Origin of the sequence: Kineococcus aurantiacus, from assembly GCF_013409345.1 — a bacterium.
GTDB classification, from domain to species: domain Bacteria; phylum Actinomycetota; class Actinomycetes; order Actinomycetales; family Kineococcaceae; genus Kineococcus; species Kineococcus aurantiacus.
The window spans coordinates 2,376,304-2,397,725 of record NZ_JACCBB010000001.1; the positions used below are offsets into that span (position 1 = coordinate 2,376,304).

General features: G+C 72.6%; 21 protein-coding genes and 2 tRNA genes. 8 read left to right on the top strand and 15 right to left on the bottom strand.

Annotated features, from left to right (window positions below; translation table 11 throughout):
* Position 1 precedes the first annotated feature (1 nt).
* Both BJ968_RS11535 and BJ968_RS11540 read right to left on the bottom strand, forming a co-directional pair.
* A complete protein-coding gene (locus BJ968_RS11535; protein ID WP_179751954.1) occupies positions 2 to 718 on the bottom strand; it encodes a class E sortase in 717 nt (238 codons plus the stop codon).
* Positions 715 to 1,440, bottom strand: a complete 726-nt coding sequence (locus BJ968_RS11540; protein WP_179751957.1) for a DUF881 domain-containing protein — start codon at positions 1,438 to 1,440, stop codon at positions 715 to 717. The genes BJ968_RS11535 and BJ968_RS11540 overlap by 4 nt, the downstream gene beginning before the upstream one ends.
* 112 nt (positions 1,441 to 1,552) lie before the next feature.
* On the opposite strand from BJ968_RS11540, the gene BJ968_RS25680 reads away from it, so the two are divergent.
* Positions 1,553 to 1,852, top strand: a complete 300-nt coding sequence (locus tag BJ968_RS25680) for a cell division protein CrgA (RefSeq protein ID WP_218885007.1) — start codon at positions 1,553 to 1,555, stop codon at positions 1,850 to 1,852.
* 117 nt (positions 1,853 to 1,969) lie between these two features.
* Complete coding sequence (locus BJ968_RS11550) at positions 1,970 to 2,926, top strand: glycosyltransferase family protein (protein ID WP_179751959.1); 957 nt, start codon at positions 1,970 to 1,972, stop codon at positions 2,924 to 2,926.
* 383 nt (positions 2,927 to 3,309) lie between these two features.
* On the opposite strand, the gene BJ968_RS11555 is transcribed toward BJ968_RS11550, so the two are convergent.
* On the bottom strand, positions 3,310 to 4,131 hold the full coding sequence (locus BJ968_RS11555; RefSeq protein ID WP_179751961.1) for a rhomboid family intramembrane serine protease: 822 nt from the start codon (positions 4,129 to 4,131) through the stop codon (positions 3,310 to 3,312).
* A gap of 58 nt (positions 4,132 to 4,189) precedes the next feature.
* Positions 4,190 to 4,714: a peptidylprolyl isomerase gene (locus BJ968_RS11560; RefSeq protein ID WP_179751964.1), complete on the bottom strand. Its 525-nt coding sequence runs from the start codon at positions 4,712 to 4,714 to the stop codon at positions 4,190 to 4,192.
* A gap of 174 nt (positions 4,715 to 4,888) precedes the next feature.
* Here BJ968_RS11560 and BJ968_RS11565 point away from each other — a divergent pair, with 174 nt between their 5' ends.
* Complete coding sequence (locus BJ968_RS11565; RefSeq protein WP_179751965.1) at positions 4,889 to 5,866, top strand: hypothetical protein; 978 nt, start codon at positions 4,889 to 4,891, stop codon at positions 5,864 to 5,866.
* Positions 5,867 to 5,932: 66 nt separating this feature from the next.
* On the opposite strand, the gene BJ968_RS11570 is transcribed toward BJ968_RS11565, so the two are convergent.
* From BJ968_RS11570 to dnaA, 11 genes are all read right to left on the bottom strand, one after another.
* Positions 5,933 to 6,005 (bottom strand) — tRNA-Ala (locus BJ968_RS11570).
* Between the two features lie 14 nt (positions 6,006 to 6,019).
* On the bottom strand, positions 6,020 to 6,136 hold the full coding sequence (locus BJ968_RS23760) for a DLW-39 family protein (protein WP_218885008.1): 117 nt from the start codon (positions 6,134 to 6,136) through the stop codon (positions 6,020 to 6,022).
* 123 nt (positions 6,137 to 6,259) lie between these two features.
* Positions 6,260 to 6,333: transfer RNA gene (locus tag BJ968_RS11575), tRNA-Ile, on the bottom strand.
* Between the two features lie 57 nt (positions 6,334 to 6,390).
* A complete protein-coding gene (locus BJ968_RS11580) occupies positions 6,391 to 6,903 on the bottom strand; it encodes a DUF3566 domain-containing protein (RefSeq protein ID WP_179751968.1) in 513 nt (170 codons plus the stop codon).
* Entirely contained in the window at positions 6,900 to 9,629 is a 2,730-nt protein-coding gene (gene gyrA, locus BJ968_RS11585; RefSeq protein ID WP_179751970.1) for a DNA gyrase subunit A, read from the bottom strand. Before gyrA ends, BJ968_RS11580 begins: the two co-directional genes overlap by 4 nt.
* Positions 9,630 to 9,681: 52 nt before the next feature.
* Entirely contained in the window at positions 9,682 to 11,748 is a 2,067-nt protein-coding gene (gyrB, locus tag BJ968_RS11590) for a DNA topoisomerase (ATP-hydrolyzing) subunit B (RefSeq protein ID WP_425491489.1), read from the bottom strand.
* Positions 11,749 to 12,024: 276 nt separating this feature from the next.
* Entirely contained in the window at positions 12,025 to 12,654 is a 630-nt protein-coding gene (locus tag BJ968_RS26615) for a DciA family protein (protein ID WP_343077974.1), read from the bottom strand.
* Complete coding sequence (recF, locus tag BJ968_RS11600) at positions 12,647 to 13,831, bottom strand: DNA replication/repair protein RecF (protein WP_179751974.1); 1,185 nt, start codon at positions 13,829 to 13,831, stop codon at positions 12,647 to 12,649. Before recF ends, BJ968_RS26615 begins: the two co-directional genes overlap by 8 nt.
* Positions 13,832 to 13,850: 19 nt before the next feature.
* A complete protein-coding gene (gnd, locus tag BJ968_RS11605; RefSeq protein WP_179751976.1) occupies positions 13,851 to 14,765 on the bottom strand; it encodes a phosphogluconate dehydrogenase (NAD(+)-dependent, decarboxylating) in 915 nt (304 codons plus the stop codon).
* Between the two features lie 58 nt (positions 14,766 to 14,823).
* Complete coding sequence (dnaN, locus tag BJ968_RS11610) at positions 14,824 to 15,951, bottom strand: DNA polymerase III subunit beta (protein ID WP_179751978.1); 1,128 nt, start codon at positions 15,949 to 15,951, stop codon at positions 14,824 to 14,826.
* Positions 15,952 to 16,833: 882 nt separating this feature from the next.
* Entirely contained in the window at positions 16,834 to 18,405 is a 1,572-nt protein-coding gene (gene dnaA, locus BJ968_RS11615) for a chromosomal replication initiator protein DnaA (protein WP_179751981.1), read from the bottom strand.
* A 515-nt stretch (positions 18,406 to 18,920) separates the two neighbouring features.
* Here dnaA and rpmH point away from each other — a divergent pair.
* The 5 genes from rpmH (at position 18,921) to BJ968_RS26620 (ending at position 21,406) form a co-directional block, all read left to right on the top strand.
* Positions 18,921 to 19,064, top strand: a complete 144-nt coding sequence (rpmH, locus tag BJ968_RS11620; RefSeq protein ID WP_179756583.1) for a 50S ribosomal protein L34 — start codon at positions 18,921 to 18,923, stop codon at positions 19,062 to 19,064.
* A gap of 19 nt (positions 19,065 to 19,083) precedes the next feature.
* The gene (gene rnpA / locus BJ968_RS11625; RefSeq protein WP_179751983.1) at positions 19,084 to 19,437 is read left to right on the top strand and encodes a ribonuclease P protein component; all 354 of its coding nucleotides are present in this window, start codon (positions 19,084 to 19,086) and stop codon (positions 19,435 to 19,437) included.
* Entirely contained in the window at positions 19,434 to 19,709 is a 276-nt protein-coding gene (gene yidD / locus BJ968_RS11630) for a membrane protein insertion efficiency factor YidD (protein ID WP_343077975.1), read from the top strand. Before rnpA ends, yidD begins: the two co-directional genes overlap by 4 nt.
* A gap of 31 nt (positions 19,710 to 19,740) precedes the next feature.
* A complete protein-coding gene (yidC, locus tag BJ968_RS11635) occupies positions 19,741 to 20,757 on the top strand; it encodes a membrane protein insertase YidC (protein WP_179751985.1) in 1,017 nt (338 codons plus the stop codon).
* Between the two features lie 82 nt (positions 20,758 to 20,839).
* Complete coding sequence (locus BJ968_RS26620) at positions 20,840 to 21,406, top strand: Jag family protein (RefSeq protein WP_343078254.1); 567 nt, start codon at positions 20,840 to 20,842, stop codon at positions 21,404 to 21,406.
* Positions 21,407 to 21,422 lie beyond the last annotated feature (16 nt).

Genomic DNA, 21,422 nt, shown 5'->3' on the forward strand with positions numbered 1-21,422 from the left:
CTCACCCCTCCACGGGCGCCAGGGACGACGGCTCGCCGTCCGACCGGTCCTGCACCGACTCCAGCTCGGCGTGCACCACGTACCGCTGCCGCGCCGAGTGCATCGGGTGGCAGGCCGTCATCGTCAGCCACGCCCGCGTCGGCGTCGCCGTCGGGTCGTCGGGCACGGGGGCGATGACCGAGACCTGCTTGGGGCTGACGACCTCGTGCGAGCGCACCCGGTACGTCAGCCACTGCGTCGGCGTCGCCACGACGACGGCGTCGCCGTCGCGCAGCTCGGCGATGAGGTTGAACGGCTTGCCGTAGGTGACGCGGTGCCCGGCGATCGCGAAGTTGCCGACCTGCCCGGGCATCACCGACCGCGGGTAGTGGCCGATGCCGTCCTCGAGCTCGTCGGCGCCCGTGCCCTCCACGACCGGCACGGCGTAGTCGTCGCCGAACCGCGGGACGCGCAGGATCGCGAACGCCTCCCCCGTGGCGGGCACCGCGACCGGGTCCACGGGCGGGTCCGCCGCGGGCTGCGCGCCCGTGGCCCCGGGCGCCGGGCCCGCCGGGGCGGGCCCCGTGGCCCACTGCTGCTGCAGCGCGCTGACGGTCGCGGCCTGCACCCGGCCCGACGTCAGGTCCGTCCAGTACAGCTGCCACACCACGAACAGCAGCGTGAGCACCCCGGCGGTCAGCAGCAGCTCCCCCAGCACCGACACCGCCCTGCGGATCACGCGGCCCCCGCCTTCGCGTGGGTCAGGGTCGTCGTCCCGTCGAAGGCGGGCAGGTGCAGGTCCTCGCCGGTGGAGACCTGGTAGCCCAGGCCGTACGCGGCGACGTACTGGCGGTACAGCGAGACCTGCGCCGAGGACTCCAGCGCCGCGCGCAGCGCCCCCACGTCCCCGACCGCGGTGATCGAGTACGGCGGCGAGTACGTGCGGCCCTGCAGGACCAGCACGTTGCCCACGCAGCGCACCGCCGAGGTCGACACGATCCGCTGGTCCATGACGACCATGGCCTCGGCCCCGCCGGCCCACAGGGCGTTGACGACCGCCTCCACGTCCTGCTGGTGCACGACGAGGTCGTCGGGGGAGGCGCTCGCGGGCCGCACCGAGTCGGGGGCGTCGTCGAGGGTGACGGTCAGGCCGGGACCGGCGACCGGCAGGGCGCCGGAGGCCGCGCCCAGGGCGGGGTCGTCCAGGGGGTCGTCCAGCGGGTCGCCGGCCGCGTCGGCGCCGGTGCGGCTGAGGGCGTCGACCTCGGCCCGCAGGGCGGACACCCGGGCGGCGCGGGCGGCGTTCTGCCGCGAGCGCTCGGCGACGACGGAGCCGAGGTCGGCGGACTCCGAGCGCAGGTCGGTGCCGCCGGAGGTCAGGGCGCTGGTCGCGAACAGCAGACCGGCCGCGGCGAGCACGAGCCCGACCCCGGCGCGCCGCGCCACCCGACCACCCCGCACCGGTGCCCCTCCTGATCCCGCCGCCCCGTGGACGGACCGAACACCGATCGTCGCACTACGCTGACGGTGAGGTGACGCACCCCGTCCCCGCCCACCCCGACTGGAGGTCGACGTGCCCCGCCGCAAGAAGTCCGACGAGACGAGCGACGCCACCTCCACGGGCGGAGCGACGAGGGCGGCCGGCAAGCGCGGCGACGCCGACCTCGACCGCGCGGTGAAGCGGAAGAACCAGCTGACGCCGCGCTGGTGGATCTACCTGATGGTCACCTTCATGGTGGTCGGGCTGGCGTGGATCGTCGTCTTCTACCTGTCCAGCTCCCTGCTGCCGGTGCCCGGCTGGGACAACTGGAACCTGGTCGCCGGTTTCGGGCTGGTGCTGGTGGGGTTCGCGATGACGACGCGGTGGCGCTGACCCGCTACGCCCGACGGCCGGTTGGTCACATCGGGTGACACCTGAACGAGTGGTGGCAATCCTCCCCCCACGTCACGGTTACGCTGACGCCGTCGTCCACGACCTCCGGGAGGCCGAGTGCTGCACGTCGTCTACCGCTCGCACGGCGGGGAGAACGCCAAGGGCCGGCCGGCCTGGTACTCCAAGCAGCTCGCACTGGCCTCGTTCCTGCGCGCGGTCGAGCACGCCGGTGAGGCCGTCGACGTCGTGTTCCTCAACGACGGCCCCCTGCCCGCCGCCCGGCTGGACGTCATGCGCGCGCACGGGCGGGTCCGGGCCATCACCGGTGGCAGCAACCGCGCCAGCTACCTCGCGGGCCTGAAGCTGGCGGTGCGCTCGGACTGGTCGGACGAGGACGTCGTGCTCCTGGCCGAGGACGACTACCTGTGGCGGCCGGACGCGCTGGCGTCGCTGCTGCAGGCCGCGTCCCGGGGCCGGGCGGAGTACTTCGCCCCCTACGGGGTCGGCACGCACGACGACATCGAGGGCCGGGTGCCGGAGTGGCGGCGCCCCCGCACGGCCCGCGGTGAGCAGGAGGTCCCCGGGGACGTCGTGCGCTGGGTGCCGCACGAGAGCACCACGAGCACCTTCGCGGTGCGGGTCGGGGCGCTGCGCGAGGACCACAAGCTGCTGGTCCTGTGCTGCCTGTCCGGCGGCGACTTCGACCACACGAGCCTGCTGGCGGTCCAGGGCGTCCCGCGCTTCACGGTGAGCGACCTGGTGCACCACCACGAGGGCGCGTCGGCGAACCCGGCCGTGAAGGCGGCCCGCGCCGCCTACCTGACGTTCTTCCGCGCCGCCGTCGACGTCGCGTCGCTGCGGCGGCCCTCCAAGCGGCGGCGGCTCGCGGCGGCCGACCCGGCGGTGTGCACGCACATGGAGGACGGCTGGCTGGCCCCGGCCCCGGCGGGCCGGCCCGGGTTCTGGGACGAGCTGGCCCACGAGACGCTGGCCCGGCTCGCGCCGCCGACCCCCGCGGCTGCCCCGGCCGTGCCGGACGGGGACGGCGACGCCCTGCGCTCCGCGAGCGCCTGAGACCCCTCGCGGCGTCACCCTGCGTGGGCGGACAGGAGTCCGCCCACGCCTTCTATACCCCCTCCGCGGCTCCCGCGCACCTCGAGCGCCGGTCGGCGCGCTACGCACAGTTGTCCACTGCCTGGGGACGGCGTGTGGACAGCGGAGCCCGTCGTCCACAGGAGTTGTCCACCGATTCGTCCACAGCTTGTGGATGACTGTGGGAAACGCGGCGGGTGGTCCACACCGATGTCCACGGGCTGGGGACGCACGGCGGCCGTTCGCACAGGTGTGCGAAACCCCTGTGGACAACTCCCGGAGGCGCCGTCGCCCGCGTCCACCGCTCCTGTCACCGGTGCGGTGGTCGCACAGCGTCACCACCAGGCGGGGTTGGACCGGCCCGCTCAGTACAGCGTCGAGGCGTACCCCAGCAGCGCGAGCACGACGACCGCCACGGCGCCCGTCCCGGCCCACTGCACCACCGGGCGCCGCCGCCGGCCTGCGGCCATCGCCGTCGCCACCAGGGCGCCCGTCACGAGCCCCCCGAGGTGCCCCTGCCAGGAGATGCCCGCGTAGTAGAAGCTGATGACGAAGTTGATGAGGACCAGCACGACGATCTGACCGGTCTGCCGGCCCAGGTGCCGGTTGACGACGAACATCGCCGCGAAGAGGCCGAAGACGGCCCCCGAGGCGCCGACGAGCTGGCTGTCGGCCGTCCCGGGCAGCAGGGTGCCGCCGACCGCTCCGCCGAGGGCGGACAGCACGTAGAGGACCGTGAAGCGGAGCCGGCCCAGCAGCGGCTCCAGGTACCCGCCCGTGATCCACAGGGCGTACGCGTTGAACAGCAGGTGCAGCAGCCCGGCGTGCAGGAACGCCGAGGTGAGCGGCTGCCACCACAGGCCCGCGCTGAAGGCGTTCGCGTAGGGGCCGTTGATCAGCGACAGCGCGTTGAACGTCGACCTCGGCAGGACCTGCTCGGCCAGGAACATGAGCAGGCACAGGCCCACGAGGACCTTCGTGACGACCGTGTCCCGGCCCGCCAGGGCACCGCCGAACGTGCCCCGGGGCTGCCGGACGCCGCGCGCGGCCTCGGCGACGCAGTCGACGCACTGCACGCCGACCGCGGCAGGGCGCTGGCACTGCGGGCAGGCGGGCCGCTCGCAGCGTTGGCACCGGACCCACGACTCGCGGTCGGGGTGGCGCGGGCAGACGGGGACGTCGCTCATCGTCGGATCACGTCGTGCTCAACGTGCGGGACGTCCCCGTCGTTCGCGCCGGTGCGGGTCAGTCGCGCTCGACGTCGACCGAGGTGATGACGACGGGCTCGCGGGGCGCGTCGCCCGGGCCGACCGGGACGGTGGCGATGGCGTCGACGACGGCCTTGCTGGCGTCGTCGGCGACCTCGCCGAAGATGGTGTGCTTGCCGTTGAGGTGCGGGGTGTTCGTGACGGTCACGAAGAACTGCGAGCCGTTGGTGCCGTGACCGGCGATCTTGCCGGCGTTGGCCATGGCCAGCAGGTACTTCTTGTCGAAGCGCAGGTCGGGGTGGATCTCGTCGTCGAACTGGTAGCCCGGGCCGCCGCGGCCGTCGCCGCGCGGGCAGCCGCCCTGGATCATGAAGCCGTCGATGACGCGGTGGAAGGTCAGGCCGTCGTAGAACGGCTCGGACTTCTTCTCACCCGTGGCCGGGTCCTGCCACTCCTTCGTGCCCTCGGCGAGGCCCACGAAGTTCGCCACCGTCTTGGGGGCGTGGTTCTCGAACAGTTCCAGGCGGATGTCGCCGTGGTTGGTGTGCAGGGTGGCGTGCATGCGGCCCATCCTTCCACGGGCCGCGCACGCCCTCTCCCCGGCGTCTGGTGGCGGACCGGGCGCGGGTGCGGTGGGATGAGAGGTGGTGATCGTCGCCGACCGTTCGGTGTGGGGCACGGCCCACGCACCCCGCACGTTCGCGACAGCAGGAAGACGAGCACGAGGAGGATGGGCATGTCGTTGACGAAGAACAGCACCGGGAAGCTGCAGAAGGGCGCCGCGCTGGCGGGCACCGTCGCGCTGGCGGGCAAGGTCGCGCCGGCGGTCGAGTCCGCCGTCGACTGGGCCCAGCCCCGGCTCGAGAAGGCGTGGGACACCACCCGCGAAGCGGCCGCCCCGCACGTGGGGGCCGCCGCCCAGCGCGTGTCGCCCGCCATGGACACCGCGCGGGACAAGATCGTCGACGAGCTGCTGCCGAAGCTGGTCGAGGCCGTCCAGGACGCCACCGCCAGCGCCCGCGAGTCCGCGGGCCCGGCCGTCGCGGCCGCCGGCACCGCCGCCGCCTCGGTCGCGGCGAGCACCAGCGGCAGTGCCCGCGAGGCCGGCAAGGCCGTCGTCGAGGGCAGCAAGGCCGTCGTCGAGGGCGGCAAGCGGTTCGAAGCGTCCCTGGAGAAGTCGCTCACCGAGTCCGCGCAGAAGGCCCAGGCGCGCGCCGCGGCCGCCCGCGAGGCCGGGAAGGCCGCGGGCAAGGGCGGGAAGAAGGCCGCGAAGGCGGAGGCGCGCAAGGGCCGCAAGGCCACCGCGACGCGCTCGGCGGCCGCGCTCGCCGCGCTCAAGGGCGCCACGCCCGAGCGCAAGAGCTCCGGCAAGGTCAAGAAGTTCCTCGTCCTCACGCTGCTCGCCGCCGGTGGCGCCGCCGTCTACGCGGCCGTGAAGAACTCCCAGAAGGAGGACCCGTGGGCGGCCCCGGGCGCGGCGTGGACCCCCGCGCCGGCCACGTCGACGCCCACCACCCCGGCCACCGCCGCGGCGACGGAGAACCTGGAGAAGGCGACCGGTGACCAGTCGGTCGTCGACGCCACGGTCGTCGACGCCACGGCGAACGCCACCGAGACCCCCGTCGAGGACGTCACGAGCGACACCGTGGCGGACGCCACGACCGAGGGCACGCCCTCGACCGAGGACACCGAGGGCGGTCAGAAGAAGGACTGAGCGGGCTCGCCCCGACACCACGAGAGGCCGGTCACGTCGTCGACGTGACCGGCCTCCGGCGTCCGGTGGAGGCAAGGGGACTCGAACCCCTAACCCCCTGCTTGCAAAGCAGGTGCGCTACCAATTGCGCCATGCCCCCGGGTCGGGCGGGTGTCAGCGCACCGTGTCGGTGGCCTCGGCCCACAGGTCGCGCTCGGCCTTCTGGGACGCCCTGCGGCGCCACGCGAAGACGCCTCCGGCGAGCAGACCCACCAGCAGCAGCTTCTTCACTTCGGCCTCCCAGCACTCCGATCGCGACGCGGAAACGCTAGCACGCGGGGTGATCGCCGTGTCCGCGGACCGCTGCCCGCACGTGACGGAGCCCCCGGGGACAGATGTCCACGGGGGCTCCGGTGGGCCTAGGAGGACTTGAACCTCCGACCTCTTCCTTATCAGGGAAGCGCTCTAACCGACTGAGCTATAGGCCCCTCCGCTGCACGCAGCACGACAACCTTACCCGACCGGAGGGGGTGCTCCGGACCGTCTCAGTCGTCGGACAGCGTGACGTGCAGCCCGCCCACGAGGGCGGAGGACACGTTGTAGAGGAACGCCACGATCGTCGACAGCGCCGTGAGGAGCACGACGTCCACCACGGCGATGACGGTCGCCAACGAGATGACCTTCCCGAAGCCGACGTAGTCGAGCAGGTCGAAGTCGACCTCCTGGCCCACGACGTCCTTGAGCAGGCCGTTGAGGTCGGTGAAGACGCCCATGCCGTCCAGGACGCTCCAGATGACCGCCGTCGCCACCACGAGGGCGATGCCCACGGCCACCGACAGCAGGAACGACAGCTTCGTCACCGACCACGGGTCGACGCGCGCGAGCGTCAGCCGCACCCGCCGGGGCACCGCGTCGACGCCGTTGCGCGGTCGCGCCTGCGGCCCGCCGGCCGCCGCCCGGCCCGCCTCAGCCGTGGAGCGGGCCGTCTGGCCGGCCGTCTGGCCTGCCTGGGCCGCTGCCTGTGCGGACGAAGCCGTCGCGCGTTCGGCGGGGGTCACTCGTCACCTCCGGAGTCGGGCTCGCCCGTCGGAGCCTCGCTCGACGGTACGCCATCGCCCGCCCCCACCACAGGGTCGTCCCCGAGGTTCTGCACAGGGACTCCACCGATCGGCGCCTCGTCGGCACCCTCGGCGGCGGCCTGGTCGTCCCCGCCGCCGGCGACGTCGGCGAGCGGGTCGTCCGCCCCGGCGGTCGTGGCCTCGGAGGCCTCCTCGGCCTCCACCTCCTCGTCGATCACCCGTTCGGCGTTGCGGGCCACCGCGAGGATCCGGTCGCTCTTCTCCGGCTTGGCGAAGGTGACCCCCATGGTGTCGCGGCCCTTGGCCGGCACCTCGTCGACGCGCGAGCGCACGACCCGGCCGGCCTGCATGACCACGAGCACCTCGTCGTCGTCGGCGACCGTCAGCGCGCCGACGAGGTCACCGCGCTCCTCGGTCAGCTTCGCGACCTTGATCCCCAGCCCACCGCGGCCCTGCTTGCGGTACTCCGCGATCGCGGTGCGCTTGGCGTAGCCGAGCTCGGTGACGACGAAGACGTACAGGTCGTCGCGGGCCACCGCCATCGCCAGCAGCTCGTCGTCCCCGCGGAACTTCATGCCCGTGACCCCGGAGGTGGCCCGGCCCATGGGGCGCAGGTTCTCGTCGGTCGCCTCGAAGCGCACGCTCATGCCCTTGCGGGAGACGAGGAACAGGTCCTCGTCCTCGCTGACCAGGGTCGCGGCGAACAGCTCGTCGTCGACCTCCTCGGTGCCGTCGGCCCCCGGGCGCGAGCGCAGGTTGATGGCGATGAGCCCGCCGGAGCGGTTGGAGTCGTACTCGGCCAGCCGCGTCTTCTTCACGATGCCGCCGCGGGTGGCGAGGACCAGGTACGGCGCCTGCTCGTAGTCCTCGATGTCGAGGACGGCCACGATCCGCTCCCCCGGCTGGAAGGCCAGCAGGTTCGCGACGTGCTGGCCGCGGCCGTCGCGGCCGCCCTCGGGCAGCTCGTAGCCCTTGGCGCGGTAGACCCGGCCCAGGTTGGTGAAGAACAGCAGCCAGTGGTGGGTCGTCGTGGTGAAGAAGTGCTCCACGACGTCGTCCTCGCGCAGCGAGGCCCCCCGCACCCCCCGGCCACCGCGGCGCTGGGCCCGGTACAGGTCGGTGCGGGTGCGCTTGGCGTAGCCGCCGCGGGTCACGGTGACGACGACGTCCTCGACGGGGATGAGGTCCTCGGCGGTCATGTCGCCCTCGAAGGGCAGGATCTGCGTCTGGCGCTCGTCGCCGTACCGCTCGACGAGCTCGGCGAGCTCCTCCCCGACGATCTGCCGCTGCCGCTCGGGGCTGGCCAGGATCGCGTTGAAGTCCTCGATCATCGCCATGAGCGTGTCGTAGCGGTCGGTGAGCCGCTGCCGTTCCAGGGCGGCCAGGCGGCGCAGCTGCATGTCGAGGATGGCGCGCGCCTGCTCCTCGTCGATGTCCAGCAGCTCCATGAGGCCCTCGCGGGCGGACTCGACCGTCGCGCTGGCCCGGATGAGGGCGATGACCTCGTCGAGGACGTCGAGCGCCTTGAGCAGACCGCGCAGGATGTGCGCCTCGGCCTCGGCCTTGCGCAGCCGGAACCGGGTGCGCCGGACGACGACGTCGAGCTGGTGGGTGATCCAGTGCTTGAGGAAGGCATGGATCGGCAGCGTGCGCGGCACCCCGTCGACCAGCGCCAGCATGTTCGCGCCGAAGTTCGTCTGCAGCTGGGTGTGCTTGTAGAGGTTGTTCAGCACGACCTTCGCGACGGCGTCGCGGCGCAGCACGATGACCAGCCGCTGACCGGTCTTGCCGGAGGTGTGGTCCTGGACGTCGGCGATGCCGGTGAGCCGGCCGTCGCGGACGAGGTTCGCGATGTTCTCGGCGAGGTTGTCCGGGTTGACCTGGTACGGCAGCTCGCTGACGACGAGGCAGGTCCGGTTCTGGATCTCCTCGACGGTGACGACGGCCCGCATCGTGATGGACCCGCGGCCGGTGCGGTAGGCGTCGACGATGCCGCGCTGGCCCAGGATGTGCGCACCGGTCGGGAAGTCCGGGCCCTTGATGCGCTGCAGCATCGCGGTGAGCTGCTCGTCGTCGGAGGCGGAGGGGTTGTCCAGCAGCCACTTCACGCCGTCGGCGACCTCCCGCAGGTTGTGCGGGGGGATGTTCGTCGCCATGCCGACGGCGATGCCGGCCGAGCCGTTGACCAGCAGGTTCGGGAACCGGCTGGGCAGCACGTCGGGCTCGGTGGTGTGCCCGTCGTAGTTCGGGGAGAAGTCGACGGTCTCCTCGTCGATGTCCCGGACCATCTCCATGGCCAGCGGCGCCATCCGGCACTCGGTGTACCGGGGGGCCGCGGCCGGGTCGTTGCCGGGCGAGCCGAAGTTGCCCTGGCCGTCGACCAGCGGGTAGCGCAGCGACCAGTCCTGCGCGAGGCGGACGAGGGCGTCGTAGATCGAGGAGTCGCCGTGCGGGTGGTAGTGACCCATGACGTCACCCACGACGCGGGCGCACTTGGAGTACCCGCGGTCGGGGCGGTACCCGCCGTCGTACATCGCGTACAGCACCCGGCGGTGGACGGGCTTGAGACCGTCCCGCACGTCGGGCAGCGCCCGCGACACGATGACGCTCATCGCGTAGTCGAGGTACGAACGCTGCATCTCGGCCTGCAGGTCGACCTGCTCGACGCGGTCGCCGGCGGGGGGTTCGGTGGTGCTCTCGCTCACGGGTGGTACCTCTCAGGTCGCGACGTCCGGTGCTGTTTCACGTGGAACCAGGTCACACGTCGAGGAACCTCACGTCTCGGGCGTTGCGCTGGATGAAGCTGCGGCGGGACTCCACGTCCTCCCCCATGAGGATCGAGAACACCGCGTCCGCCGCGGCGGCGTCCTCCAGGGTCACCTGCAGCAGGGTGCGGTGGGTGCGGTCCATCGTCGTCTCGGACAGCTCGTCCCAGTTCATCTCGCCCAGACCCTTGTAGCGCTGGGTCCGGCCCTCCTTGGGCAGCTTCTTGCCGGCGGCCAGACCGGCCTCGATGAGCGCGTCGCGCTCGCGGTCGGAGTAGGCGAACTCGTGGTTCTCCGTGCCGCCCAGCCACTTGATGCGGTACAGCGGCGGCTGCGCCAGGTACACGTGACCGCCCTCGACGAGGGGGCTCATGTAGCGGAACAGCAGCGTCAGCAGCAGCGTCCGGATGTGCTGACCGTCGACGTCGGCGTCGGCCATGATGATGATCTTGTGGTACCGCAGCTTGTCGAGGTTGAAGTCCTCGCCGATGCCGGTGCCGAAGGCCGTGATGAGCGCCTGCACCTCCTGGTTGCCCAGGGCGCGGTCCAGCCGGGCCTTCTCGACGTTCAGGATCTTCCCGCGGATCGGCAGGATCGCCTGGGTGCGCGGGTCCCGGCCGCGCGTGGCCGAACCGCCCGCGGAGTCCCCCTCGACGATGAAGACCTCGCACTCGGCGGGGTTGTTGGACTGGCAGTCCTTCAGCTTGCCCGGCAGCGAGTTGCGCTCCAGCAGCGACTTGCGGCTCGCCTCGCGCGCCTTGCGGGCGGCCTGGCGCGCGATCGAGGCCGACTGCGCCTTCTTCGCGATCGTCCAGGCCTCCTTGGGGTTGGCCTGGAACCAGTGCCCGAGGTGCTCGCGGACCTGGGACTGCACGAAGGTGCGGGCCAGGGTGTTGCCCAGCTTCGTCTTCGTCTGCCCCTCGAACTGCGGCTCGGACAGCTTCACCGAGATGACGGCCGTCAGGCCCTCGCGGATGTCGGAGCCGTCGAGGGACTCGTTCTCCTTGAGGATGGCCGGCTTGGCCGACCGGGCGTAGTCGATGACCAGGTTCGTCAGCGCCGTGCGGAAACCCGCCTCGTGCGTGCCGCCCTCGGAGGTGTTGATGTTGTTGGCGTAGGTGAAGACCGCCTCGGAGTAGGCGGTGGTCCACTGCATCGCGATCTCCACCGCGATGCCCTTGTCCTTGTCCTCCGCCTCCAGCGAGATGACCGTCTCGTGCAGCGGCTCGTTCTTCTTCTGCGCGTTGATGTGCTTGACGTAGTCGATGAGGCCCTCGTCGTAGCGGTAGCTCACCTCGCGCTGGGGCTTCTCGTCGGTCGAGCCCTCGGCCGCCTCGTCCTCGGGGTGCGCGCGCTCGTCCTTCAGCGTCAGCGTCAGGCCCTTGTTGAGGAACGCGCGCTGCTGGAAGCTCGTGCGCAGCGTCTCGTACGAGTAGTCGGTCGTCTCGAAGATGTCCCCGTCGGCCCAGAACGTGATGGTCGTCCCGGTCTCGTCGGTCGCCTCGCCCTTCTCCAGCGGCGCCAGCGGCACGCCGTGCTCGTAGGACTGGCGCCACGCGAAGCCCTGGCGGCGGACCTCGACGTCCAGCCGCGTCGACAGCGCGTTGACGACGGAGCTGCCCACGCCGTGCAGACCGCCGGAGACGGCGTAGCCGCCGCCGCCGAACTTGCCCCCCGCGTGCAGGACCGTCAGGACGACCTCGACGGCCGGACGGCCCTCACCGGCCATGACGTCGACCGGGATGCCACGGCCGTTGTCGACGACGCGGACGCCGCCGTCGGCCAGCAGCGTCACGTCGATCGTGTCGCAGTAGCCCGCCAGCGCCTCGTCGACGGAGTTGTCGACGATCTCGGCGACGAGGTGGTGCAGACCGCGCTCCCCCGTGGAGCCGATGTACATGCCGGGACGCTTGCGGACGGCCTCGAGACCCTCGAGGACGGTGATGGCGTCGGCGCCGTACTCCGGGTTCGGCGCACCGTCGGGGGCGACCGCGTCGGCCAACGAGGGGGCGTCCTCCGGGGCGACGCCCTCGGGACCTTGCGTCTCTTCGTCAGGCACGAGCGGGTGTGCTCCCTCCGCGTCGAGGCGGTCGGCGCGGGCAGCGTCCAGGGCTGGGGAGCCCCGCGCGCTGAATCTCCGAGGAGGGCCCGTGACGACCGCCGGATTCCCCCTCAGTCTACCCCGGATCGAGCGCTTCCTCGCGCTACGAGCACCCCAGCGAGGCTCCTGAGCGGTTCAACCCCCGGTGACGTGGGGGACCACGTACCGGGGGGTCGAGCGTTCCTGGGCCGTCCCAGGTCACCTCCGGCCGTTCGGCCCCCTCGGGCGGCGGGGTCAGCCGTAGGTGTCGCGGGGTCCGCGGCCCCCCGGGGCGGACCGGCCGCCCTTGCGCCACGACGGCCCCTTGGGCCCCCGCACCACGACCTTCGTCACCACCCCGTGGCCCAGCTCCTCGTCCAGCCGGCGCACGAGGTGGCTGGTCAGCAGCCGCACCTGGGTGGCCCAGGCCGTGGACTCGGCGCGCACCACGAGCGTGCCGTCCTTGAGCGACTCCGGCGCGCAGTGCCCCGCGAGCTCGGGGCCCACGACGACGTCCCAGCGGCCGAAGGCCCCGCCGACGGCCACGGGCTGCTCCCAGCCGCGCTCCCCCACCAGCCGGCCCAGGGTGGCGTCCAGGCTCTGCGGGTCGCGGGCGTCGGGCCAGGCCCCCGACCGGGCCGACGCGTCACCCCGGCGCGGCCCCCGGCCCGTGCGGTCGTCCCCGAACGCCCGGCCGCCCAGCGGCACGCGCCCGGGCCGCAGGCCCTTGGCGGCCGCGGCGGCGCGGGCCCGGCCCAGCGCGGTCCGCGCCAGGTCCGCGCCGGTCGTCTCGTCCGGGGCCTGCCCGGCGTCGTCCGGCGCGGGTCCCTCACCGGGACCCGCGTCGGGTCCCTCGCCGGGCTGCTCGCCGGGCTGGTCAGTCACCGCCGTCCTCCCGGACCGCGGCACCCGTGCTCACGTGGACCCGGTCGGCGCGGTCCCCGCGCAGGGCGGCGGGGACGTCCTCGGGCACCGCCGCCGTCACGAGGACCTGCTCGGCGTCGGCCACGACCTCCGCCAGCCGCTCGCGCCGGCCGACGTCGAGCTCGGCGAAGACGTCGTCGAGGATCAGCACGGGCCCGCCGGGGTCCTCCAGCACGTCGTCCTCGAGCAGCAGGCGGTAGCTGGCCAGCCGCAGCCCCAGGGCCACCGACCAGCTCTCGCCGTGGCTGGCGTACCCCTTGGCGGGCATCCCGCCCAGGGTCAGCACCAGGTCGTCGCGGTGCGGGCCGACCAGGCACACCCCGCGGTCGAGCTCGGCCTTGCGCTGCTCGGCCATCGAGGCCAGCAGGGCCAGCCGCAGCTCCTCCGGGCTCGGGGTCGCCCCGCCGGGGGTGGTCGCGACGCCCTCGGCCAGCAGCGGCAGCGACGAGCGGTACCCCAGCTCCAGGTCGCCCTGCCCCCGGCTCACCGACCGGTAGGCCTCCCCCGCGGGGTCGCGCAGGTCCGCCAGCAGCGCCAGCCGCGCCGCCAGCAGCTCCGACCCCGTCGCGGCCAGGTGCTCGTCCCACACGTCCAGGGTGTGGGTCTCGGCCCGCCCCGAGCGCACGGCCCCGCCCGCGGACTTCAGCAGCGCCCCCCGCTGGCGCAGGACGCGGTCGTAGTCGGCGCGGACGCCGGCCACCCGCGGCCAGCGCGTCACGAGCAGCTCGTCGAGGTACCGGCGCCGCTCGGCGGGGTCGCCCTTGACGAGGGCGAGGTCCTCCGGGGCGAACAGGACCGTGCGCAGCACGCCGAGCACGTCCCGGGTCCGGCGGACCGGGTTGCGGTTCAGCCGGGCCCGGTTCGCCTTCCCCGGGGTGATCTCCAGCTCGACCAGCGCGCGCCGCCCGCCGCGCACCAGCTCGGTCCGCACGACGGCGCGCTCCGCCCCCTGTCGCACGAGCGGGGCGTCACCGGAGACCCGGTGGCTGCCCAGCGTCGCGACGTACCCGACGGCCTCGACGAGGTTCGTCTTCCCCTGCCCGTTGAGGCCGACGAAGGTCGTCGTCCCGGGACGGAGGTCGAGCTCGAGGTGCGGGTAGGAGCGGTAGTCGACGAGCGAGAGGTGCGCGACGTGCACGCGGGTCAGCCCGTCGGGATCAGTGGCCGGTCGAGCCCGTGCCCGAGCTGGGCCCGGCGGAGGTGACCGCGTGGCCGCCGAACTGGTTGCGCAGCGCGGCGACGGCCTTGATCGAGGGCGAGTCCTCCTGGCGCGAGGAGAACCGGGCGAACAGCGCCGCGGCGAGCACCGGCATGGGCACGGCGTTCTCGATGGCCTGCTCCAGCGTCCAGCGGCCCTCGCCGGAGTCCTGCGCGTACCCGCGGATGTTGTCCAGCTTGGGGTCCTCCTCCAGCGCGCGGACCATGAGGTCCAGCAGCCAGGAGCGGACGACGGTGCCGCGGGTCCAGGCCTTGAAGACGGCCGGGACGTCGTGGATGATCCCCTTCGCCTCGAGCAGCTCGTAGCCCTCGGCGTAGGCGTGCATGAGGCCGTACTCGATGCCGTTGTGCACCATCTTCGAGTAGTGGCCCGCGCCGACGCCGCCGGCGTGGACGAAGCCCTCCTCGCGGGGGCCTTCGGGGCGCAGGGCGTCGAAGATCGGCATCGCGAGGTCCACGTGGCCCTTGGCGCCGCCGACCATGAGGCCGTAGCCGTTGTCCTTGCCCCACACGCCGCCGGAGACGCCGCAGTCGAGGTAGCCGGTGCCGCGCTCGGCGAGCAGCTTGGCGTTGACCTCGTCGTCGGTCCACTTGGAGTTGCCGCCGTCGATGACCAGGTCGCCGTCCTTCAGGAGCGGGGCCAGGTTCGCGACCGTGTCGCGGGTGATCTTGCCCGAGGGGACCATCACCCAGACGACCTTCGGCGAGGGCAGGGACTCCACGAGGGCCGCCAGCGACGGGACGTCGGTGACGTCCGGGTTCGGGTCGTACCCCGTGACCTCGATGCCCTTGTCACGGAGGCGGGTACGCATGTTCCCGCCCATCTTGCCGAGACCGACGAGACCGATGTGCATGGCCAGACGCTTCCCTTCTCGCGCCCGGCCGCGTGAGCCGGGCAGTGGTGGTGCCGGCTCAGCCGGCGAGGCGGACCGGCATCAGGAGGTACCGGTAGCTGTCGTCGTCGTCCCCGTCCAGGTCCTGCTGACCCGTGAGGACCGCCGGGCGGGTCGCCTGGGTGAACGAGAGCCGGGCGAACGGCGCGGCGAGCGCGCCGAGGCCGTCCAGCAGGAACTGCGGGTTGAACGCGATGGCGATGGACTCGCCGACGAGGGTGGCCTCCAGGGCCTCCGTCGCCTGCGCGTCCTCCCCCTGCCCCGCTTCCAAGGACAGCACGCCGTCCTCGAAGCGCAAGCGGACGGGGGTGTTGCGCTCGGCCACGAGCGCGACGCGCTTGACCGCTTCGGTCAAGGCCGCGGTGGAGACCACCGCGTGCGTCGGCGACTCGGCCGGGAACAGCGCACGGACCTTGGGGTACTCGCCGTCGACCAGCAGCGAGGTCGAGTAGCGGCCCCCGGCCTGGAAGCCGATGAGGTCGCTCTTGCCGTCGGCCAGGGCCAGGGTGAGGCTGCTGGAGGACCCGAGCGAGCGGGCCACGTCGGACAGCGTGCGGGCGCGCACGAGCGCGACGGCGGAGATGTCGGGGGTGCTGGGGTTCCAGCGCAGCTCGCGGACCGCCAGGCGGTACCGGTCGGTCGCCAGGAGCGTCAGCTTGTCGCCCTCGATCTCCATCCGGACGCCCGTGAGGATCGGCAGCGTCTCGTCGCGGCTCGCGGCGATGGTCACCTGGGCGACGGCCTCGGTGAACTCCCCGCCGGCGACCTGCCCGGAGGCGTCGGGCAGCTGCGGCAGCGCGGGGTACTCGTCGACCGTCATCGTCAGGAGCGTGAACCGGCTGGCGCCGCACGTCACGACGACCTTCGACCCCTCGGTCGTCAGGGTCACCGGGCGGTTGGGCAGGCTCCGGGAGATGTCGGCGAGCAGGCGGCCGGAGACGAGCACCCGGCCCGCGGTGCGCACGTCGGCGGGCAGCTCGACGCGGGCGGAGACCTCGTAGTCGAACGTGGACAGCTTCAGGGCGCCTTCGTCCGTGGCCTCCAGGAGCACCCCGGCGAGCACCGGCACCGGCGGCCTCGAGGGCAGAGCCCGGGCCGCCCACGCGACGGCGTCGGCCAGCACGTCGCGCTCGACCTGCAACTCCACCAGGCACCGCCTTCCAGTCGTCCTGCGTGTCCAGCCTCGGGGCACCTGGTCCAGCGGGCGGTCCAGGGAGGCGGCTTCCGACAGTAGTCGAGGCTCCGGGCCGGCGCGCAGGCCCCTCCACCGCCCACCGTCAGCCCCTCCCGCTCTGGTCACTCAGCGTGACCGTCGGCGGGGAGCGTCGGCACAGCTTGTTCGAACACCACCTCGACCCCGACCGGTCCACCGGTCCGTCCGGGCCGCCTTCCCCACAGTCAGTCCACACTGGACGTGGGTCGTCGACCTTCACCGTAGAGGGATCAGTCGTCGTAGTCACCCTTGTGCACGCTGTGGACGACGAGGCGTCGTCGCAGGTCAAAGGCCGATTCGGGCCGTTCTAGGGGTGTGGACGACCCGTGGACCCGTCGGCCCGGCCGTCCACAGGTGCGTGCGCTCGCCGGCCGTCGTCCACCGTCGTCCCCAGGCGGTCCCCACGGTGTCCACGCTGCGTCCACGGGGTTGTCCACCGTCGGCGGCAGCTTTGTCCACACGTCTGTCCCCAGGATGTGGACAACTGTGGACAGAGCTCGCGGGGGTGGGGACGTCACCGTTCGGGACGCGGTGCTCACCCGCCGGGGCGCTCGGCGCCGGCGGTGGAGGGGGACGGCCCGGCGACGGCGCGCGGGTGCCCCGGACGCGCGGGGGAAGGGCTCCGTGGGGGCTCAGGGGCTCCCTGAGGCCTCGACGGGCTCCTCCGGCGGCCTGCGGGCGGCAGCAGGGCCAGGGGAGGCCGGTGGACCCCTCAGCGGGGTCGGGAGGGGTTCGAGCCGGCTGTCAGGCCGTCGGGGACGTCACGGGCCCGCGCCGGGCGCCCGCACCGCGTCGTGCGGAGCCCCGGGGACGCGGTCAGGCGCCGGCTTGCTTCTTGATGCGGTTGGTCAGCTCCGTGACCTGGTTGTACGTGCTGCGCCGCTCGGCCATCTGCTGCTTGATCTTGCGCTCGGCGTGCATGACCGTCGTGTGGTCGCGGCCGCCGAAGTGCTGGCCGATCTTGGGCAGGGACAGCTCGGTGAGCTCGCGACACAGGTACATGGCGATCTGCCGGGCCGTGACGAGCGTGCGCGAGCGCGACGTCCCGCACAGGTCCTCCAGCGTCACGCTGAAGTAGGACGCGGTCTGGCCCATGATCGCCGACGCGGTGATCTCCGGCGTCTCGTCGTTGGGGATGAGGTCGTGCAGCACGATCTCGGCCAGGCTCATGTCGACCGGCTGGCGGTTCAGGCTCGCGAAGGCCGTGACGCGGATGAGCGCGCCCTCCAGCTCCCGGATGTTCGAGGAGATCTTCGAGGCGATGTACTCGTTGACGTCGTCGGGGACCTCCAGGCGCTCCCCGATGGCCTTCTTGCGCAGGATGGCGATGCGGGTCTCGAGGTCCGGCGGCTGGACGTCGGTGATGAGGCCCCACTCGAAGCGGCTGCGCATCCGCTCCTCGAACCCCGACAGCTGCTTGGGCGGCAGGTCGGAGGTGATCACGACCTGCTTGCTCGCGTTGTGCAGCGTGTTGAAGGTGTGGAAGAACTCCTCCTGCGTCTGGACCTTGTTCGACAGGAACTGGATGTCGTCGATGAGGAGGACGTCGACGTCGCGGTGCCGGCGCTGGAACGCCTGGGCCTTGTCGTCGCGGATGGAGTTGATGAAGTCGTTGGTGAACTCCTCGGAGTTCACGTACCGCACCTGCACGCCCGGGTACAGGTTCTGCGCGTAGTGCCCGATGGCGTGCAGCAGGTGGGTCTTGCCCAGACCGGACTCGCCGTAGATGAACAGCGGGTTGTACGCCTTGGCGGGGGCCTCGGCGACGGCGACGGCCGCGGCGTGGGCGAAGCGGTTGCTGGCGCCGATGACGAAGGACTCGAAGATGTACTTCGGGTTCAGCCGGGAGTTCTCGACCTTCGTGGACCGGTTGCGCGGCACCTGCCGCCCCGTCCCGGGGCCGCGGTCGACCTTGTAGCCGGTGAACAGCAGGTCCGGGTCGGAGTCGTCGAGGGGGGACCCCTCGTCCAGCCCGCGGACCGCACCGGGGTGGCGGTCGTCCTGCAGCGGGCCGGTCGCCTCGGACTCCAGGGCCGTCGCGGCGGCCACCCGCTCGCGCTCGACGCTGGGGACGCCGTCGGCGCCGGAGCGCTCCCCCGTGCGCTCGGGCGTCAGCACCTGCCCGATCGAGGGGTCCACGGTCACGGCCAGCCGGATGGCCGACCCGTACGCGTCGGACAGCGCCCGCGTCAGCGGCTCGCGGACCTTCTGCTCGATGACGTCCTTGGTCAGGTCGTTCGGCACCGCCAGCAGCGCCGTCCCGTCGAGCAGGCCCAGGGGGCGGGTGAGGCGGACGAAGGCGCGCTGGTGGGGCGTGATCCCCCCGTCGTCCAGCTGCGCGACCGCGCGCTCCCAGACGCTGGGGAAGTCCCCTCCGTCGGTCTCCACTCGAGCCCTCTCCCGTCGTACCGGATCCGTTCGACGGGTGCTCATCCACACCCCTGTCCACAGCTGTGCATGACGGAAGGGTGCGACGAACGGCCCGCCGCTGGCACCTCGACCGGATGCGGGCGTCGGCACGTCGAGCGGGACCGTAACAACGTCGACGGCCACCGTTCAAGTGCCGTCCCCCTCGCCGCTGCCCGCAGGACGTGCGACGACCGCGGCGACGGGCTCCCCACCTGCGGCGGGACCCGGACCGGCCGTCGAGGACCTCGGTGCGGTGGGTCGTACCACCGGACCTGAAGACGAACGGTACCTTCCTCGCACCGCCCGCCACGCTCCCGCCGGGACGGCCTGTGGACGACCGGGCCGCCGGGGCTGGCGGTCCCTGCGCGCGCTTTGACCAGGGTGCGTCGCGGACCGTACCCTGCTGGGGATTGTGCTCCGCACCGCCTGCCGGGTCGCTCACCGCGACCTGCGCGGGCTTCCCGGCGGGGCCCGCCCGCACGAGTCCCAGGAGCATCAACGTGAGCAAGCGCACCTTCCAGCCGAACAACCGTCGTCGCGCCAAGGTGCACGGCTTCCGTCTGCGCATGCGCACCCGCGCCGGCCGCGCCATCCTCTCGGCGCGTCGCGCCAAGGGCCGCGCGGCGATCTCCGCCTGACCCGACCCCTCACCCCCGCGTGCTTGCTGCGAAGCACCGTCTTCGCCACCGGGACGACTTCACCGTCGCCCTGAGGAACGGCCGGCGCGCGGGGACACAGCGCCTGGTCCTGCACTGGGCCGCGACCGACCGAGCCCACCCCACCCGGGTGGGCTTCGTCGTGTCCAAGGCCGTGGGCGGCTCCGTCGTGCGGCACCGCACGCAACGCCGGTTGCGGCACGTCTGCTCCGCCCGGCTGGGCGTCCTGCCCGCCACCGGGGGGCTCCTCGTGGTGCGGGCCCTGCCCGCCGCCGGGACGGCGACCTCGGCGGAACTGGCGGTCGACGTCGACCGGGGCCTGCGCCGGCTGGGCCTCGGGGCCGACCGGCCGTGAACGGGCGCACCTGGTGGCACCCGCTGCGGTGGCCGGCGGGGCTGCTGGTCCTGCTGGTGCGGACCTACCAGTTGTTCGTCTCCCCCCTCCTCGGCCCCACCTGCCGCTTCTACCCCTCCTGCTCCGCGTACGCCGTCGAGGCGCTGCGCACCCGCGGGGCGCTCGTCGGCACCTGGCTGGCCGTCCGGCGCCTCCTCCGCTGCCACCCGTGGAACCCTGGGGGCGTGGACCCCGTTCCGCCGAAGGGCCACTCACGGGCCGAGGCCCCGTGAGCCCGAACCCTGTGAGAGGACAAACCGCCCGATGATCGACTTCTTCTACTCCCTGCTGCACCCGATCCAGTGGGTGGTGGCGTGGATCATGGTGCGGTTCCACGACCTCTTCACCCTCATCGGGTTCGACCCGGCCGGTGGGGCCGCCTGGTCGCTGTCCATCGTCGGCCTCGTGGTCGTCATCCGCATCCTCCTGATCCCGCTGTTCGTCAAGCAGATCAAGGCCATGCGCGGGATGCAGGTCATCCAGCCGGAGATGCGCAAGATCCAGCAGAAGTACAAGGGCAAGAACGACCCGGCGTCCCGGCAGGCCATGCAGCAGGAGATGATGGCGCTGTACCGCACGTCGGGGACGAACCCGATGGCGAGCTGCCTGCCGATCCTGCTCCAGTCGCCCATCTTCCTGGCGCTGTTCCACACGCTGAACGGCATCGGTCAGGGCAAGACGATCGGCCCGCTGGACCAGACGCTGGTCGACCAGGCCGACCAGGCGACGATCTTCGGCGCTCAGCTGTCCGACGTCTTCATGAAGTCGTGGGGCTCGGGCGACTGGAACGCCATCGTCCTGACGGCCGTGATGATCGTCCTCATGTCTGCGTCGCAGTTCGTCACGCAGAAGCAGCTGATGGCCAAGAACACGTCCTCGGCCTCGATGGAGGGCAACCCCTTCGCGCAGCAGCAGAAGCTGATGCTCTACGTGCTGCCGATCATCTTCGCGGTCTCGGGCGTCAACTTCCCCATCGGTGTCCTCCTCTACTGGCTCACGACCAACGTCTGGTCCATGGGGCAGCAGTTCTTCGTCATCCGCCGCATGCCGAACCCGGGCTCTCTCGCCGAGAAGGAGCTGGAGGAGCGCCGCGCCCGCCGTGCCGCCCGGCGCGGGCAGGTCCTGAGCACGGACACCCCGGCGGCGAACGGGACCGGGACCACGGCCGAGCACACCACCGCGGCCCCGGCCCGGCGGCAGCGCCAGCAGCCCAAGCGCGGCAACAGCCGCGAGCAGCGCCGTCCGGGCGGCTCGCGGTCGAGCCAGGGCCCCAACCGCTGACGACCCCCACAGACCAGCTCCACCGCCACACCAGCCAGGAGGACGTGTGAACGACACGACGGACGCGGTCGAGGCGACCCCGGTGACGACCACCGACGTCGAGACGACCGAGGAACCCCGTCGCAAGGGGTCGACGAAGAGCCGTCTCGAGGAGGAGGGCGACATCGCCGCCGACTACCTCGAGGAGCTCCTCGACATCGTCGACCTCGACGGTGACATCGACATCGACATCGAGAACGGCCGCGCCTCGGTCGCGATCGTCGCCGACGACGCGGGGACGCCCGCGCTCAAGCGCCTCGTGGGGGACGACGGTGAGGTCCTCGACGCGCTGCAGGAACTCACCCGGCTGGCCGTCCAGGCGCAGACCGGCGACCGCACGCGCCTGATGCTGGACGTCGCCGGTCACCGCTCCACCAAGCGGGGCGCGCTGGTCCGCCTGGCCCAGGAGGTCGTCGCCCGCGTCCAGGCGAGCGGCACCGCCGAGCGCCTCGACCCGATGCCGGCCTTCGAGCGCAAGGTCGTCCACGACGCGGTCGCCGCGGCCGGCCTGGCGAGCGAGTCCGAGGGGGAGGAGCCGCGCCGCCGCGTCGTCGTGCTGCCCACCCCGGCGGCGACGACCGGTGAGGATGCACAGGCCACGGACGAGTGACCTGACGTCCGCCCCC

Bases quoted from the DNA above. Each gene is read 5' to 3' on its own strand.
- BJ968_RS11555 (WP_179751961.1), bottom strand. From the start codon at position 4,131: ATGAGCGACGTCCCCGTCTGCCCGCGCCACCCCGACCGCGAGTCGTGG.
- BJ968_RS11560 (WP_179751964.1), bottom strand. From the start codon at position 4,714: ATGCACGCCACCCTGCACACCAACCACGGCGACATCCGCCTGGAACTG.
- BJ968_RS11565 (WP_179751965.1), top strand. From the start codon at position 4,889: ATGTCGTTGACGAAGAACAGCACCGGGAAGCTGCAGAAGGGCGCCGCG.
- gnd (WP_179751976.1), bottom strand. From the start codon at position 14,765: ATGCACATCGGTCTCGTCGGTCTCGGCAAGATGGGCGGGAACATGCGT.
- yidC (WP_179751985.1), top strand. From the start codon at position 19,741: ATGATCGACTTCTTCTACTCCCTGCTGCACCCGATCCAGTGGGTGGTG.